Consider the following 12,892-nt stretch of genomic DNA (forward strand, 5'->3'; position numbering starts at 1 on the left):
CGGCGGGCCCGCGTGCCGGGCGGAGGCGCGTGGCCGGGCCTGCCGTACGGGCGGGAGGGGACGGCCTCCCGCGGCAGGCGGCGGGCGGAAACTGTCGGGGCGCGCCGTTAGACTCGCGGCGTGGCAGGCAGGATCCGTGACGTCGACATCGCTCTCGTGCGTGAGCGCTCCCCGATCGCCGATGTCATCGGCGAGCACATCCAGCTGCGCAACGCCGGCGGCGGCAACCTCAAGGGCCTGTGCCCCTTCCACGACGAGAAGAGCCCGTCGTTCAACGTCACGCCCGAGCGCGGGATGTACTTCTGCTTCGGCTGCGGCGAGGGCGGCGACGTCATCACCTTCGTCGAGAAGATCGAGCACCTGTCCTTCCACGAGTCCGTCGAGCGGCTGGCCCAGCGTGCGGGCATCCAGCTGCAGTACGAGCAGGGCGGCTACGTCCCCAAGCGCGACCAGGGCGAGCGGGCCAGGCTGCTCGAGGCGCACAGGGTGGCGGCCGAGTTCTACGTCGAGCGGCTGTTCGCCCCCGAGGCGGCCCCCGGCCGCAGGTTCCTGTCCGAGCGCGGCTTCGAGCGGGCCGACGCCGAGCTGTTCGGCGTGGGCTACGCGCCCAACGAGTGGGAGGCGCTGACCCGCCACCTGCTCGGCAAGGGCTTCACCGCGCAGGAGATCGTCAAGGGCGGCCTGGCCAAGGAGGGCAGGCGCGGCCCCATGGACCGCTTCCGCGGGCGGCTGATGTGGCCGATCCGCGACGCGACGGGCGATGTCATCGGGTTCGGCGCGCGCAAGCTCCTCGACACCGACGAGGGCCCGAAATACCTCAACACCCCCGAATCCCCGCTCTACAAGAAGTCGCAGGTCCTCTACGGCATCGACCTGGCCAAGCGCGAGATCTCCAAGCGCTCCCAGGCCGTGATCGTCGAGGGCTACACCGACGTCATGGCCTGCCACCTGGCGGGCGTGCCGACGGCGGTGGCGACCTGCGGCACCTCCTTCGGCGAGGAGCACATCAAGATGCTCCGCCGCTTCCTGCTCGACCAGTCCTCGACGACCGGCGAGGTGATCTTCACCTTCGACGGCGACGCGGCGGGCCAGAAGGCGGCGCTGCGGGCCTTCGCCGACGAGCAGAAGTTCGTCACGCAGACCTACGTCGCCGTCCAGGCCGACGGGCTCGACCCGTGCGACCTGCGCGTCAAGCAGGGTGACGCGGCGGTGCGCGACCTGGTGGCCAGCCGCGAGCCGCTGTTCCAGTTCGCCATCCGCAGCACGATCTCCCGTTACGACCTGCGCACCAACGAGGGCAAGATCGCCGCGCTGGACGCGGCGGCGCCGATCGTGGCCGGCATCAAGGACTCAGGCCTGCGCAAGCGCTACGCGATCGACCTCGACCGCTGGCTCGGCTTCATGGACGAGCGGTTCGTCATCCAGCGCATCGCCGAGGTGGGGGGCGCACAGGCGGGCCGTCCTCGGCGCGCGCCCAAGGCGGCGCCGATCGACCCCCACGTCAGGGTGGAGGGCGAGCTGCTCAAGCTGGCCGTGCAGCGTCCCGCCCTGCTGGGCCCCCGCTTCGACGCGCTGGAGAGCCGGGCCTTCACCACCCCCGACCACGTCACCGTCCACACCGTCATCGCGGCGGCGGGCGGCACCTCCGCCGGTGGCCACGGCGGCAGGCAGTGGGTCGACAGGCTCATCGAGCACGCCCCCGACGAGGTGGCGCGCGGGCTGATCACCAGGTTCGCCGTGGAGCCGATCCAGGCCGACGCCGAGATCGAGCAGCGCTACGGCGCCGCCATGCTGGCCGCCATCGAGGCGGTCTCGGTCGACAGGGCGATCAGTCAGGTCAAGACGCGCATGCAGCGGCTCAACCCGGTGGAGGAGCAGGCCGAGTACAACAAGCTCTTCGGCGAGCTGGTGGCGCTCGAGCAGCAGCGCAGGGTCCTGCGCGACCGCGCGGCGGGAAGTTAGGCGCACCCGAGCGGCAGCGCACCCGAGCGGCAGCGCACGGGTCCTGCGCGAGCGCGCGGCGGGAAGTCAGGCGCAGCGGAAAGGCGCGTTCGGCGTCGTCGCTGACAAACTCGATCGCGTAATTGACTTTTCTTTCCTGATCAAACTCCGGCCAAACACATAAAAGATCTCGGTTTGGTAATGATGCAGGTCTTACCTCAAGTGACAAAAATGGGTCTGCCATTTTATGGAAGCAATACTGCAGACTGTGTCCCGTGGGTGCATCGGTGCTGCCAAGTGGCCCGCCATCCGTTGACCAGGTGGCGGACCTCGTCGCGAAAGGAAGAGAGCGCGGAAGCGTAACCGTCGATGACGTAGCCGCCGCGCTTGACCGCTCCGAGCTGCCGTCCGACGCGCTGGAGCGCGTTGTGCGGATGCTCGCCGAGAACGGGGTGGAGGTTCTCGAGCCGCAGGGCGACGAGGAGCCCGCCCGCCCCGATGAGGAGGACGTAGGCAAACGTGCGCCGACCAGCGATCTGGTCCGCATCTATCTACGCGAGATCGGCCGGGTCCCGCTGCTCACGGCAGAGGAGGAGGTCGAACTCGCCAAGTCCATCGAGGCAGGGCTGTTCGCCGAGGACAAGCTGGCCGCAGGGGTGTCCAGGCTCGCCTTCCCCGAGTTCAGGGAGCTGGTCTGGCAGGGCACCAGGGCCAAGCAGCGCCTGATCGAGGCCAACCTCCGACTGGTGGTCTCGATAGCGAAACGGTATGTCGGGCGCGGCATGCTGTTCCTCGACCTGATCCAGGAGGGCAATCTCGGTCTCATCCGCGCTGTTGAGAAATTCGACTACACCAAGGGTTACAAGTTCTCCACCTATGCCACGTGGTGGATTCGCCAGGCGATCACTCGTGCCATTGCCGACCAGGCGCGCACGATTCGCATTCCCGTGCACATGGTCGAAACGATCAACAAACTGGTCCGGGTGCAGCGCCAGCTCCACCAGGACCTGGGCCGTGAGCCCGCGCCCGAGGAGATCGCGCTCGAGATGGACCTCCCGGTCGACCGCGTGGTGGAGATCCAGCGGATCGCCCAGGAGCCGGTGTCCCTGCAGTCGCCCATCGGCGAGGAGGACTCCGACCTCGGTGACTTCATCGAGGACGCGGACGCGGTGGTGCCCATGGAGGCGGCCGCGTTCATCATGCTGCAGGACCAGCTCGACGACATCCTCGCCACGCTGTCGGAACGGGAGCAGCGCATCATCCAGCTGCGCTTCGGCCTGGCCGACGGGCACCCGCGCACGCTGGAGGAGGTCGGCAGGGAGTTCGGGGTGACGAGGGAGCGGATCAGGCAGATCGAGTCGAAGACGCTCGCCAAGCTGCGTCACCCGACCCGCGCGCAGATGCTGCGCGACTACCTGGACTGACCGGGGACAGGCCCCCTGATGTCGTCAGGGGGCCTGTCCACCCGCCCTCTCAGCGCCGGCCGCCGGATCCTCGAGACCGGCGGGACGGCGCTCCCCCGGATGGGCACTTGTGGCTCAGAGGACGGACGATCCTCGGCACTACGATGTCGAAATGACCCACGCGCTCTTGCCTTCCCCCGAACCCGGCAGCGCTCTCGACGTCGTCCGTGTGTGGGACGCGCGGGCCGATCGCTACCTGGAGCTCTTCCGCCACGAGTTGGACGGCAAGCCGTTCGACCAGGAGGTTCTCGCCGAGTTCGCCGGGCGGGTCGGCGACGGGGGCAGAGTCTGCGACGCCGGCTGCGGACCCTGCGGTCACGTGACGGCGATGCTCGCGGAGCGCGGTCTCGACGTCCTGGGGATCGACCTGTCTCCTCGCTGTGTCGAGCTGGCCGGACGTGAGCAGCCCGGGTGCCGGTTCGAGGTGATGGACCAGCGGGACATCAGGCCGCGCACGCCTGGCGACCTGCTCGACGGGCTGGTCTCGTACTACTCGCTCCACGACCAGCCGAAGAGGGGACTGGCCGGCACCCTCGCATCGTGGGCAGCGGTGATCCGTCCGGGAGGTCAGCTCCTGGTCGTGGCGAAGGAGGGCACCAGCGACGGGGTCATCGACGATCCGCTGGGCAGCGACCTCCGGGTCTACTGGGCGGAATTCACCGAACACGACCTTCGCCAGGCCGTCGAAGCGGCCGGGTTCCATGTCGACGACCTCACCACCCGTGGGGCCTACGACGACGAGATCCCCACGCGGCGGATCTACCTGTCGGCCACGCGCCGCTAGGAGCAGCCCTCGAAGCCAGGAGCGGCCCTGGAAGGAGCGGCACTCGAAGCCAGGAGCGGCCCTCGAAGCTAGGAGCAGCCCTCGAACTGGGGCACGGTCACCTTGCCGAGCGTCAGGCCCGACCTGCCGAACCACTTGCCGAGCAGCCTGGCCGCCGTGCCGTCCTGGTACATGTCGGTGATCGCTCTGTTGACCCGCTCGCACCCCTCCACGTCGCCGCGCCGCATTCCCACCCCCGTGCGCTGCTCATTGAACTGGGTGTTCACCAGGCGCACGCCGCCACGCTCACGCGCGGCCAACCCGGCGAGGATCACGTCGTTGGTGGTGATCGCGTCGATCCGGCCCGACTTCAGCATGGACATGCACTCGTCGTAAGTCGCCACCGGCACCACCGACGCGTCGATCCGCCGCTCGTCGACCACGCGCTGGGCGGCGTTCGACCCCTGCACCTCGCAGATGCGCCGCCCCTTGAGATCGCGCACGTTCGCGATGCCCGAGGTGCCCTCCCGCACCAGGATGTCCTGGTACGACAGGTGGTAGGGGCCAGCGAAGGCCACTCTGGTCTTGCGCTCCTGGGTGATGGAGAAGGTGGCGAGCACGAGGTCGGCCTGCCCCGACAGCAGCAGCTTCTCCCTGTCGGCCGCCAGCGCCGGGACGAACCTGGCCGTGGCGCCGAGCTTGCCCGCCACGTAGGTGGCCACGTCCACATCGAACCCCTCGAACCTGCCGTCCCCCGTGCGAAGCCCGAGGGCGGGCAGGTCCGGCCTGACGCCGATGACCAGCGTCTCCTTGCCGACGATCGAGGAGGCCTCGCCCGCGCCGCACCCACCTGTCGCCAGGAGAGCGGTCAGGCAGGCCACCAGCCCCATCACGAACGGCGCGGCGAACCGGTTGCTCCGCATGCCTGTCACGGGCACTCCTTCCTGGTCGAGCGAGCCCGTCGCCTTAAGACGTCGCGAGAACGCCGGACCGTCTCCTGGAGGTCCTGGCCAGGCGCCTTCCGCGTCCCGGACGCGACACGCCTGTTCGTGAGGGCGCGCCCCGTCATCGGTACTCCTTCAGCCTGGGCCACACACCGGCCAGCACGCCGCCCGTGATGACGACGAGCCCCGCGGGGATCAGCGTCCACAGGCCGCTGAGCCCGCCCTCGCCGGCCGCGATCGCCCTCGCGAACGCGGCCTGGTGCTGCTCGGCCAGCCTCACGAGGGTCGCGTCGTAGGCGTCGAAGGCCGAACGCACGGGACCGGTCAGAGCGGACGTCGCCGACGCGCCGGACTCGGCGCGCAGCGAACGGTCGGCCTCCTGGAAGCGCCGCCAGGCGGCCGCGACGTCCCTTCCCTCCAGCATGCCGAGGAAGCGGTCGTTCTTGAGAGAGGCGACGGCGCGCTGGTAGTCGGACAGGTTCTTGGCGGGCAGATAGACCAGTGACTGCGATTTGTCGAAGAAGGTGTGCTGGTAGGTGTCGGCGCGCACGGGGTCGAGCAGGTAGCGGCTCTGGTCGGCGTGCAGGCTGTTGCTGATCGCCCGCGCCCTGGCCAGGGTGAGCACCGAGTCGAAGCCGTCGCGCTTGGCGGTGGCGAGGGCCGCCGCCTCGCGCTCCATGATGACCGCTCCCGCGATGCCGCACGCCGCGGTGGCGACGCTCGCGCCCAGGAGCGCCAGGCCGAAGACCCTGCGGAAGCTGCGGGCCAGGTAGATCTGCAACCAGATCAGGCAGCCGAGCGCCAGCGCGCCGCAGAGCAGGGCGACCAGCCGTACGGCGATGACCGTGGAGTGGCCCTCCTCGTAGGCGTGCCTGACGATGGTCCCGCTCTCCAGCGTGAGGTTGTAGGCCTGGGGGAGCAGTTCGCGGGTCATGAGATCCGTCGCCTGGCGATAGGACGCCAGCGCCCTGTCGTCCGGCGCGATCGTCGCCGGCGTGGTGGATACGGGGACCACCCCACCTGAAGGGGAGGCGGGGCCAGGGGAGCCGGCGGCGGGCAGGGTGCTGAGCAGCAGGGCTTCGGAGGCCAGGCGTTCGTAGCGGCCAAGCCCCTCCAGGACGGAGGAGATCGTGCGGCGCTCGGCGGCGTCGGAGCCCGCCAGGGTGTGGGCTTGCAGGAGCGCGCTCCCCACCTCGGCGCGTCGCTTCTCGTAGCGGGCCAGCGCGTCCTGCCGCCGGTCGCCGAGCAGCAGGGCGGTGGCGACCTGGGCGTCCATGTCGCTCAGGCCGAGATACAGCCCCGCCGTCGCCACCACCTGTGGTCCCGCGTCGTGTCCGATGACCCGCAGTCCCTCGCGGGCGGCCGCGGTGCCGTACGCGAGGGTGGCGAAGAGCAGGCCGAGGGCGGCGACGGTGACCGAGGAGATCACCTTGATCCGTCCCGGCACCGTACGGCGGGCGAGGAACATCATGGCGCGCTCTCGCGCAGCGTGATGACCGTCCACGCGCCGAGGTGGATGCGGTCGCCCCCACGGACCTGCACGGGGATGTTCACCTGGAGGGGCTTGCCGTTGAGCATGGTCCCGTTGGCCGAGCCCGGGTCGACGAGCGACCACGTGCCGTCCCGCTGCGCCATGAGGACGGCGTGCAGGTGCGAGATCCCCGGGTCGGCGGGCGGTCCGCCCAGGTCGATCTCGGCGTAGGAGTTGCGGGACCTGCTGCTCCTGCCGATGCGCACCTGCCGTCCGACCAGCGGGAAGGAGCGCTCGGGGCAGTAGGGAGGGAAGACCACGGCGCCGGCGTCCGGCCCGTCCTGGGCGATGACCTCGTCGTAGTAGGCGCGATCGGCCTCGACCACGGCTTCCCACAGGGCCGGGGCGACGGGGTCGAGCGGAGGGGCCTCGAAGTCGTGCCCGTCGACCTCGCAGAACCGTCCGGACCGGGGGGTCTGGCAGATCGGGCAGACGTCGGCGGCGGCGTCGGAGCCCGCGGCGGAGCCGGAGGAACCCGCCCCGCCCGAGCCCGACGTTCCGGAGGAGCCGGCCGCGCCGGAGGGGGCGGGCATCCCCGAGGAGCCCGGGGAGCCCGGGGAGCCCGGGGAGCCCGGGGAGTCGGTCGATCCTTCGGGCCCGGGGGAGGGGCCGGAGGTGGCGAGGGGCTGGGGCATGGGGGTGCCGCAGACGTCGCAGTACTCGTCGTCACCCGAGGAGTGCCCCTGAGGGCAGGTCAGCGTCATCTCAGCCCTCCTGCCGCAGCTGGCTCGTCCGGGTCGACCCGGTGTCCAGCTCGATCTCGTCGGCCCTCTCCACGTTCCTGCGCAGCCGCGCCGTGCCCGTGCCCGGGTCGATCTCCACCACCTTCTCCAGCAGCCTGGCGGTGTCCTCGCGCCCCGAGGAGTCCGCCAGCTGCTTGGCCTTGGCCAGGCGGGCGGTCGCCGTCGCGGTGTCTCCCGCCGCCCTCGCGCTCAGCCCCTCCTGGATCAGCTCGTGCAGCTCGGCCTGGCCGGTGTAGTGCGCGACCTTCCTGTTGATGCGCGTCGAGAGGGCGAGGTCCTCGGTCCAGTGCGCCAGGACGTTGCCGCTGGCGTGGACGTCACCGGTGTCCGGCCGTACGAGCTTGACCCACGCCGCTCTGATCTCCTGACCCGGCGCGGCGGTGGGCACCTCGACGCACAGGTGGTACTCCCGCTCCTCCGCGCCCCACGACCCTGTCGGGTAGTCGCCCGTCAGCGGGTTGAACGGGGTGCGCTTGCCGCTCAGGTCGAGCAGCGTGGGGGAGACCTGCCGGATGTACTTCAGCGTGGCGTCCTTCGGGATCCAGACCCGCAGCGCCAGCTCGGCGACGGTCTTGCCCATCGACGCCTCGGTGATCCTGGTGAAGAACTCCGCCAGGTCCTTCTGGTCACGCACGAAGTCGAAGGCGCCTAGCAGCGCGTTGGAGACCTTGCGCAGTTCGTCGGGCACCCAGTCGTCGCCGACGCCGAGGCTGTCACAGACGAACCTGCCCTCGCACTTCTTCAGCGCCCTGGCGAACGCCTCCTCGCCCTCGTTGTTCTGGCCGTCGGTCATGAGCAGCGCGTGCCTGATCGCGCCCGGCCTGCTCTCCAGCAGGTCGCAGGCCAGCAGCAGCCACTGTCCTATCGAGGTGCCGCCGTTGGCGTCGAGGGAGTCGATGGCCTTCTTGGCGTTGTCCCTGGTGCTCTGGCCGGCTTTGGCCAGCTTCCGTCCCCTCGGGTAGACCATGCGCGCCGAGGTGTCGCCCGCGATCACCGCGAACTCCACGCCCTCGCGCAGGGCGTCCACGGCGGCCTTCGCCGCCTGCCTGGCCTCCCTGATCTTGCCGCCGGTCATCGACCCCGAGGTGTCAATGATGATCACTTCGGCGGCCTCCGTGGGCGGCGCCTGCGCCACCGTGCCCGTGACCGTCAGGATGGCGTGCACCTCCCTGCCCCCGAGTGGCAGGTACTTGTGCTGGTCCACCTGCAGGGTGAAATCACTCATCACGCTCTCCTGACCGGTATCAGTACGACAGTGACGTTGTCGCGCCCGCCCGAGGCGAGCGCGTGGTCGACCAGCGCCCGCGTCCCCTCCAGAGGGACGGCGGCGCGGAAGGTGACGGGTTCGTCGAGGTAGCCCCAGAGCCCGTCGGTGCACACCATGAGCAGCCCGGGGGAGTCGGGCACGAAGCCCAGCGCCCTGCAGCCGGTGTCTCTGGCGTCGGCGCCCAGCCAGGCGGTCAGCACGCCGGCCGAGGCGACGTCGTCGTCGGTCAGCAGGACGGCCGGCCCGTCGTCGGGCAGCCAGTAGGCGCGGCTGTCGCCGACCCAGCCGACGGTGACCAGGTCGGGCCCCGCGACCGCCGACACGTAGGTGCAGGCGGGGGCGTCGTCGAGGGAGGTGGCGAGGGAGGCGACGGCCAGGGCGGCGCGCGCGCAGGCGGCCCTGGTGGCGCTCTCCTGGGTGGAGCCCGCCTTGAGCTCCTCGGCCAGGATCGTCACGCCGGTCTGCGCGGCCAGCGTCGAGGCGGACTCGGGGCGAGGCGACTGCGTCACGCCGTCGCAGACCACCGCCAGCTGGAGCCCTTCGGCCTCGCCCAGCGCCATCGCGTCCTGGTTGTGGCTGTGTCGCAGACCCCTGTCGCTGGCCCCCGCCATGCCCGAGTCGAGCACCAGCTCCACGTGGTCGGAGGCGGCGGGCGCGCGACGGCCGCACTGGGCGCAGTAGCCCTCCTCGAAGTCGCCGCCGCAGGCCGTGCAGGCGGGTAAGGCCTCCTCGAGGCGGATGCCGCACTGCTCGCAGAAGGCGTGGCCCTGCAGGGCCGAGGCCCCGCACGCCGGGCACTTCACAGCCACGTCCTCGGCCGGACCGCGTTGGCGCGATCGACGAGCGCGTGCCGTTCCGCTCGGGTGGGCGCGGCTCTGGCCAGCTCCCTGTAGACCGACTCCAGCCTGGTCCGCACGCCGTGGCCGGTGAGCGGCGCCCCGAGCAGGACCGTGGAGGGGGAGGGCGGTGAGGGCGGCGCGGCGATCCAGGCCAGCGCGGCCTCCAGCAGCTCGGCGGCCAGCTCGCCGCGGCGCCTGCCGTCCAGCTGCTTGAGCCGGTCGAGGCGCTCGCCGGCGGCCACCAGCTCCGCCTGCCCGACCTGGGCGGCGGGACGTCTGGCGGTCACCGCGACCAGCGCCGCCTGCGCGGCCACGTACTGGCTCGCGGAGGCGGGCACCTGGCCGAGCGCGGCCGCGGCCCCCTGGTGGTCGCCCGCGCTCAGCCGGGCCCTGGCCAGCCCGAACGCGGCGCTGACGTAGCTGTGGTCGGTCCGCCACACCGTCTCGTACCAGCGGGCGGCGCCCGCGTGGTCGCCCGCGGCCTCGTGCGCGAACCCCAGCGCCACCTTCACCGCGGGTTCGCCGGGCAGCAGGCCGAAACACCTGTCGAACAGCTTCGTGTCGGGCTTGCCCGTGGCCAGCGCGCGCACGCCCTGGTACCAGGTCACCCGCCACTCGCCCGGCAGTTCGCGTTCGGCCTCCTCGAGCGCGCTGTCGCCGAGATCGTGCTCGGCCGCGACCCTCGCCCTGGTCAGCAGCGTCTCGGCGGTGACGGGCAGCGCCGCCGCGCCGGCCAGCAGGTCGTGCGGATCGAGCGCGATCAGTCCTGAGAGCGCGCCCGCCGCGGGATCGGCGGGATCCATGAGCGGGACGGGCAGCGCCGCCACCGCCGCCGCCGGGTTCAGCGGCTCGAAGACCTCCGTGACCCCTTCCCCGACCCGCTCGGGGCCGAAGACGCCCGACTGCCCCGGGTAGGGCATGCCGTCCTCGGCCGCGCGGACCTCCCTCAGCACGCCCGTGAGCTGCTCGGCCATCTCCGCCGCGTCGGCGAAGCGCCGGTCGGGATCGGGATGGGTGGCGCGCAGGAGGAAGCGGTGGAAGGACTCGTTGCCCCACGCCTCGGGTCCGGGCAACGGCGTCTCCACGCCGCCGCGCGCGGGACTGAAGGGATGGCTCAGCACGGCCAGCGTCCGCGCCACGGTGTAGAGGTCGGAGGCGATCGAGGGTCCCCGTGAGGAGATCTCGGGAGCGTGGTAGCCGGCCGTGACGTAGGAGCTGCCCAGGCCGGCTCCGATGCGCTGGACCGCGCCCAGGTCGATGAGCTTGAGCTGCTGCCCGACCTGGATGACGTTGGCAGGCTTGAGGTCGCAGTAGACCAGCCCGCTCTCGTGCAGGTAGTCGAAGGCCTTGAGGATCTCCAGCGCGTAGGCGATCGTCTGGCGCAGCGGCAGCGCGTGCCCGTCGCGCAGGCGCTGCCTGAGCAGGTCCTGCAGGGACGGCCCGCCGACGTACTCCATGACGATGTAGCCGGCGCCCTCGTGCCGCTGGAAGTTGAAGATCTTGACGATGTTGGGGTGGTCGACGGTGGTGAGGAATTTGCGCTCGGCCTCCGCCGCGGCCAGCGCCTCGGCGTCGGCGGCGTTCAGCAGGCCCTTCAGCACCACCCACCGGCCGTCGAGGTTCTCGTCGGAGGCCAGGTAGACCCAGCCGAGGCCGCCGTGCGCCAGGCAGCCGAGCACCTTGTACTGCCCCGCCACCATCGCGCCGGGCGCGAGCTTGGGCGTGAAGCTGTAGGGCGTGCCGTCGTGCGGGCAGAACCCCTCGGTACGGCCCGGCACCCCCTCGCGGCTGCGTCCCACGGGCTTGCCGCAGGAGGAGCAGTACCGCCGGTCCTCGGGGACCTCGGGGTTGTCCATGATCGCGTCGGCGGGGTCGCGGTACGGCGTCGGCGGCACGTCCACCAGGCCGTGGCCGAGCATGCCCCTGGACCGCCTGCCCGACGACGGCCTGGAACCGCTCGGAGCGGTCATCGCGGCGCTCGGCCCGCCCGTCGGCAGGCCCGAGGAGCCGGCGCCCACCGAAGCCGCGACCGGCGGGCTCTCCGGGTGGCCGCACAGGTCGCAGTAGCCGTCCTCGATCGTTCCCGCGCAGCCCTGCTGCGTGCACGTCGTCATCGGGGCCCTCCGTGGATCGCGTCCTGGTAGTGCTCCACCGCTTCCGCCGCCTGGTTGAGGTCGCAGGGGGCGGTCCACAGCAGCTGTCTGGCCCGCGTGAAGCGGCCGGCGGCGTCAGGGTCCTCCGCCAGTCCGACGCGGATCGCCTTGGACTGCGTGGCCATCAGCCTGCCGCGCAGTTCGTCCCTTCGGGCCATCAGGCCGAGCAGGGCCGAGGTCGTGGCGCGCGCCTTTCGCAGCGCGTCATCGGCGGCCCGCTCCACCGTGGCGAGGCGTCTTGCCCGCTCCACCCAGCCGGCCCCTGGCGCCGCGCCCGGCGGGTCGAGGGCGGCGCTGTCACCGGCGAGGCGGTCGGCGGTGGCGCGCGGCGCGGTGGAGGGAGGTAAGAGGATCTTGGCGGCGACCACCGTGTGGGTCCTTCGCGCCTCTGCCTCGGCGTCGCGGACGCTGCCGACCAGCTCGAGGAGGGCGGCGTGCCGCGGGGCGTACGAGCGTCTGAGGGTGTCGGCGCGGGCCAGATCGGCCAGCAGCGAGTCGAGCGTGGCGCAGAGCCTGTCGAGGGCGGACGCCGCCGACGCGGAGTCGAGGGGGTCGGACGTGACGGCCGAGCGGAGGCGGTCGAGCTCGGCCTGGTGCCGTGTCCCCGAGGGGTTCTCCCCGAGGTCGGCGCTAAGTCGTGCGATCTCCCGCTGGGAGGCGGCCGCCGACTCCAGCCGGGGAAGCAGCGCGGTCCAGGCGGTGTCGATCTCCGTCAGCGTGCGGCCGACGGCGCCGAAGGCCTGGTCCATCCTGGCGACGGTCTCGTCCAGGCTGAGCGCCTCGTCCCGCTCGGGGCGTAACGAACGCTGCTCCACCGGCTTGGCCTCGGCCGCCAGCCGTACGGAGGGGCCCGCGAGCAGGAAGGTCAGCTCCTCGAGCTCGGCCTGGCCCGGACGGGGTCTTCGGGCCCTGACCTTCTCGGCCTGGCGCAGCACGGCCCTGTAGGCGTCGTAGAGCGACCACATCAGCGCCATGGCCTGCTGGGCCGAACTCCACGCGGCGAGGGTCCTCCCGCGTAACGCGGCCCCCTTGAGCAGCTGGTAGGAGGTGTGCGACTCGAGGTCGAGCAGGTCGCCGGAGATCCGGTCCCGCTCCTCGACACGCGTGCGCAGCGCGTGGTCGGCGCCTTCACGACTCATCGGCGGTCCGGCTGGTTGCGTCAACGTCTCCCCCGTCGAATGGAAACCCCCGAACCCTCATTTACCGGGTCAACGTCGCACATGTCCAGGGAGGTTCCTGACCCTGAGA

At 71.5% G+C, this 12,892-nt stretch carries 10 protein-coding genes; 3 read left to right on the top strand and 7 right to left on the bottom strand.

Features of this window, described 5'->3' with window-relative positions; genetic code table 11:
• The first annotated feature begins 120 nt into the window (after positions 1-120).
• The 3 genes from dnaG to FHR33_RS36995 all read left to right on the top strand — a co-directional run bounded on the left by dnaG (position 121) and on the right by FHR33_RS36995 (position 4,188).
• The gene (dnaG, locus tag FHR33_RS36985) at positions 121-1,962 is read left to right on the top strand and encodes a DNA primase (protein WP_183657983.1); all 1,842 of its coding nucleotides are present in this window, start codon (positions 121-123) and stop codon (positions 1,960-1,962) included.
• 299 nt (positions 1,963-2,261) lie between these two features.
• Entirely contained in the window at positions 2,262-3,365 is a 1,104-nt protein-coding gene (gene rpoD / locus FHR33_RS36990) for an RNA polymerase sigma factor RpoD (protein ID WP_376773264.1), read from the top strand.
• A 151-nt stretch (positions 3,366-3,516) separates the two neighbouring features.
• The gene (locus FHR33_RS36995) at positions 3,517-4,188 is read left to right on the top strand and encodes a class I SAM-dependent methyltransferase (RefSeq protein ID WP_183657985.1); all 672 of its coding nucleotides are present in this window, start codon (positions 3,517-3,519) and stop codon (positions 4,186-4,188) included.
• Positions 4,189-4,256: 68 nt separating this feature from the next.
• Here the strand turns inward: FHR33_RS36995 and FHR33_RS37000 are convergent, their stop codons facing one another.
• The 7 genes from FHR33_RS37000 to FHR33_RS37030 all read right to left on the bottom strand — a co-directional run bounded on the left by FHR33_RS37000 (position 4,257) and on the right by FHR33_RS37030 (position 12,783).
• Positions 4,257-5,090 carry a transporter substrate-binding domain-containing protein gene (locus FHR33_RS37000; RefSeq protein WP_183660521.1) on the bottom strand — a complete coding sequence of 278 codons (834 nt, stop codon included), beginning with the start codon at positions 5,088-5,090 and terminating at the stop codon, positions 4,257-4,259.
• Between the two features lie 142 nt (positions 5,091-5,232).
• Positions 5,233-6,582 carry a GlnX family signal transduction membrane protein gene (locus FHR33_RS37005; RefSeq protein WP_183657988.1) on the bottom strand — a complete coding sequence of 450 codons (1,350 nt, stop codon included), beginning with the start codon at positions 6,580-6,582 and terminating at the stop codon, positions 5,233-5,235.
• Entirely contained in the window at positions 6,579-7,346 is a 768-nt protein-coding gene (locus FHR33_RS37010) for an FHA domain-containing protein (protein WP_183657991.1), read from the bottom strand. Before FHR33_RS37010 ends, FHR33_RS37005 begins: the two co-directional genes overlap by 4 nt.
• A 1-nt stretch (position 7,347) precedes the next feature.
• On the bottom strand, positions 7,348-8,610 hold the full coding sequence (locus tag FHR33_RS37015) for a vWA domain-containing protein (protein ID WP_183657993.1): 1,263 nt from the start codon (positions 8,608-8,610) through the stop codon (positions 7,348-7,350).
• Complete coding sequence (locus FHR33_RS37020) at positions 8,610-9,455, bottom strand: protein phosphatase 2C domain-containing protein (protein WP_183657995.1); 846 nt, start codon at positions 9,453-9,455, stop codon at positions 8,610-8,612. Before FHR33_RS37020 ends, FHR33_RS37015 begins: the two co-directional genes overlap by 1 nt.
• Positions 9,452-11,605 (bottom strand): serine/threonine-protein kinase, encoded by a 2,154-nt coding sequence (locus FHR33_RS37025; protein ID WP_183657997.1) that lies wholly within the window; start codon positions 11,603-11,605, stop codon positions 9,452-9,454. The genes FHR33_RS37020 and FHR33_RS37025 overlap by 4 nt, the downstream gene beginning before the upstream one ends.
• Positions 11,602-12,783: a serine/threonine-protein kinase gene (locus FHR33_RS37030; RefSeq protein ID WP_183657999.1), complete on the bottom strand. Its 1,182-nt coding sequence runs from the start codon at positions 12,781-12,783 to the stop codon at positions 11,602-11,604. The genes FHR33_RS37025 and FHR33_RS37030 overlap by 4 nt, the downstream gene beginning before the upstream one ends.
• Between the last annotated feature and the right edge of the window lie 109 nt (positions 12,784-12,892).

The organism is Nonomuraea dietziae, assembly GCF_014195505.1.
GTDB classification, from domain to species: domain Bacteria; phylum Actinomycetota; class Actinomycetes; order Streptosporangiales; family Streptosporangiaceae; genus Nonomuraea; species Nonomuraea roseola.

Bases quoted from the DNA above. Each gene is read 5' to 3' on its own strand.
- FHR33_RS36995 (WP_183657985.1), top strand. From the start codon at position 3,517: ATGACCCACGCGCTCTTGCCTTCCCCCGAACCCGGCAGCGCTCTCGAC.
- FHR33_RS37000 (WP_183660521.1), bottom strand. From the start codon at position 5,090: ATGCGGAGCAACCGGTTCGCCGCGCCGTTCGTGATGGGGCTGGTGGCC.
- FHR33_RS37005 (WP_183657988.1), bottom strand. From the start codon at position 6,582: ATGATGTTCCTCGCCCGCCGTACGGTGCCGGGACGGATCAAGGTGATC.
- FHR33_RS37010 (WP_183657991.1), bottom strand. From the start codon at position 7,346: ATGACGCTGACCTGCCCTCAGGGGCACTCCTCGGGTGACGACGAGTAC.
- FHR33_RS37015 (WP_183657993.1), bottom strand. From the start codon at position 8,610: ATGAGTGATTTCACCCTGCAGGTGGACCAGCACAAGTACCTGCCACTC.
- FHR33_RS37025 (WP_183657997.1), bottom strand. From the start codon at position 11,605: ATGACGACGTGCACGCAGCAGGGCTGCGCGGGAACGATCGAGGACGGC.
- FHR33_RS37030 (WP_183657999.1), bottom strand. From the start codon at position 12,783: ATGAGTCGTGAAGGCGCCGACCACGCGCTGCGCACGCGTGTCGAGGAG.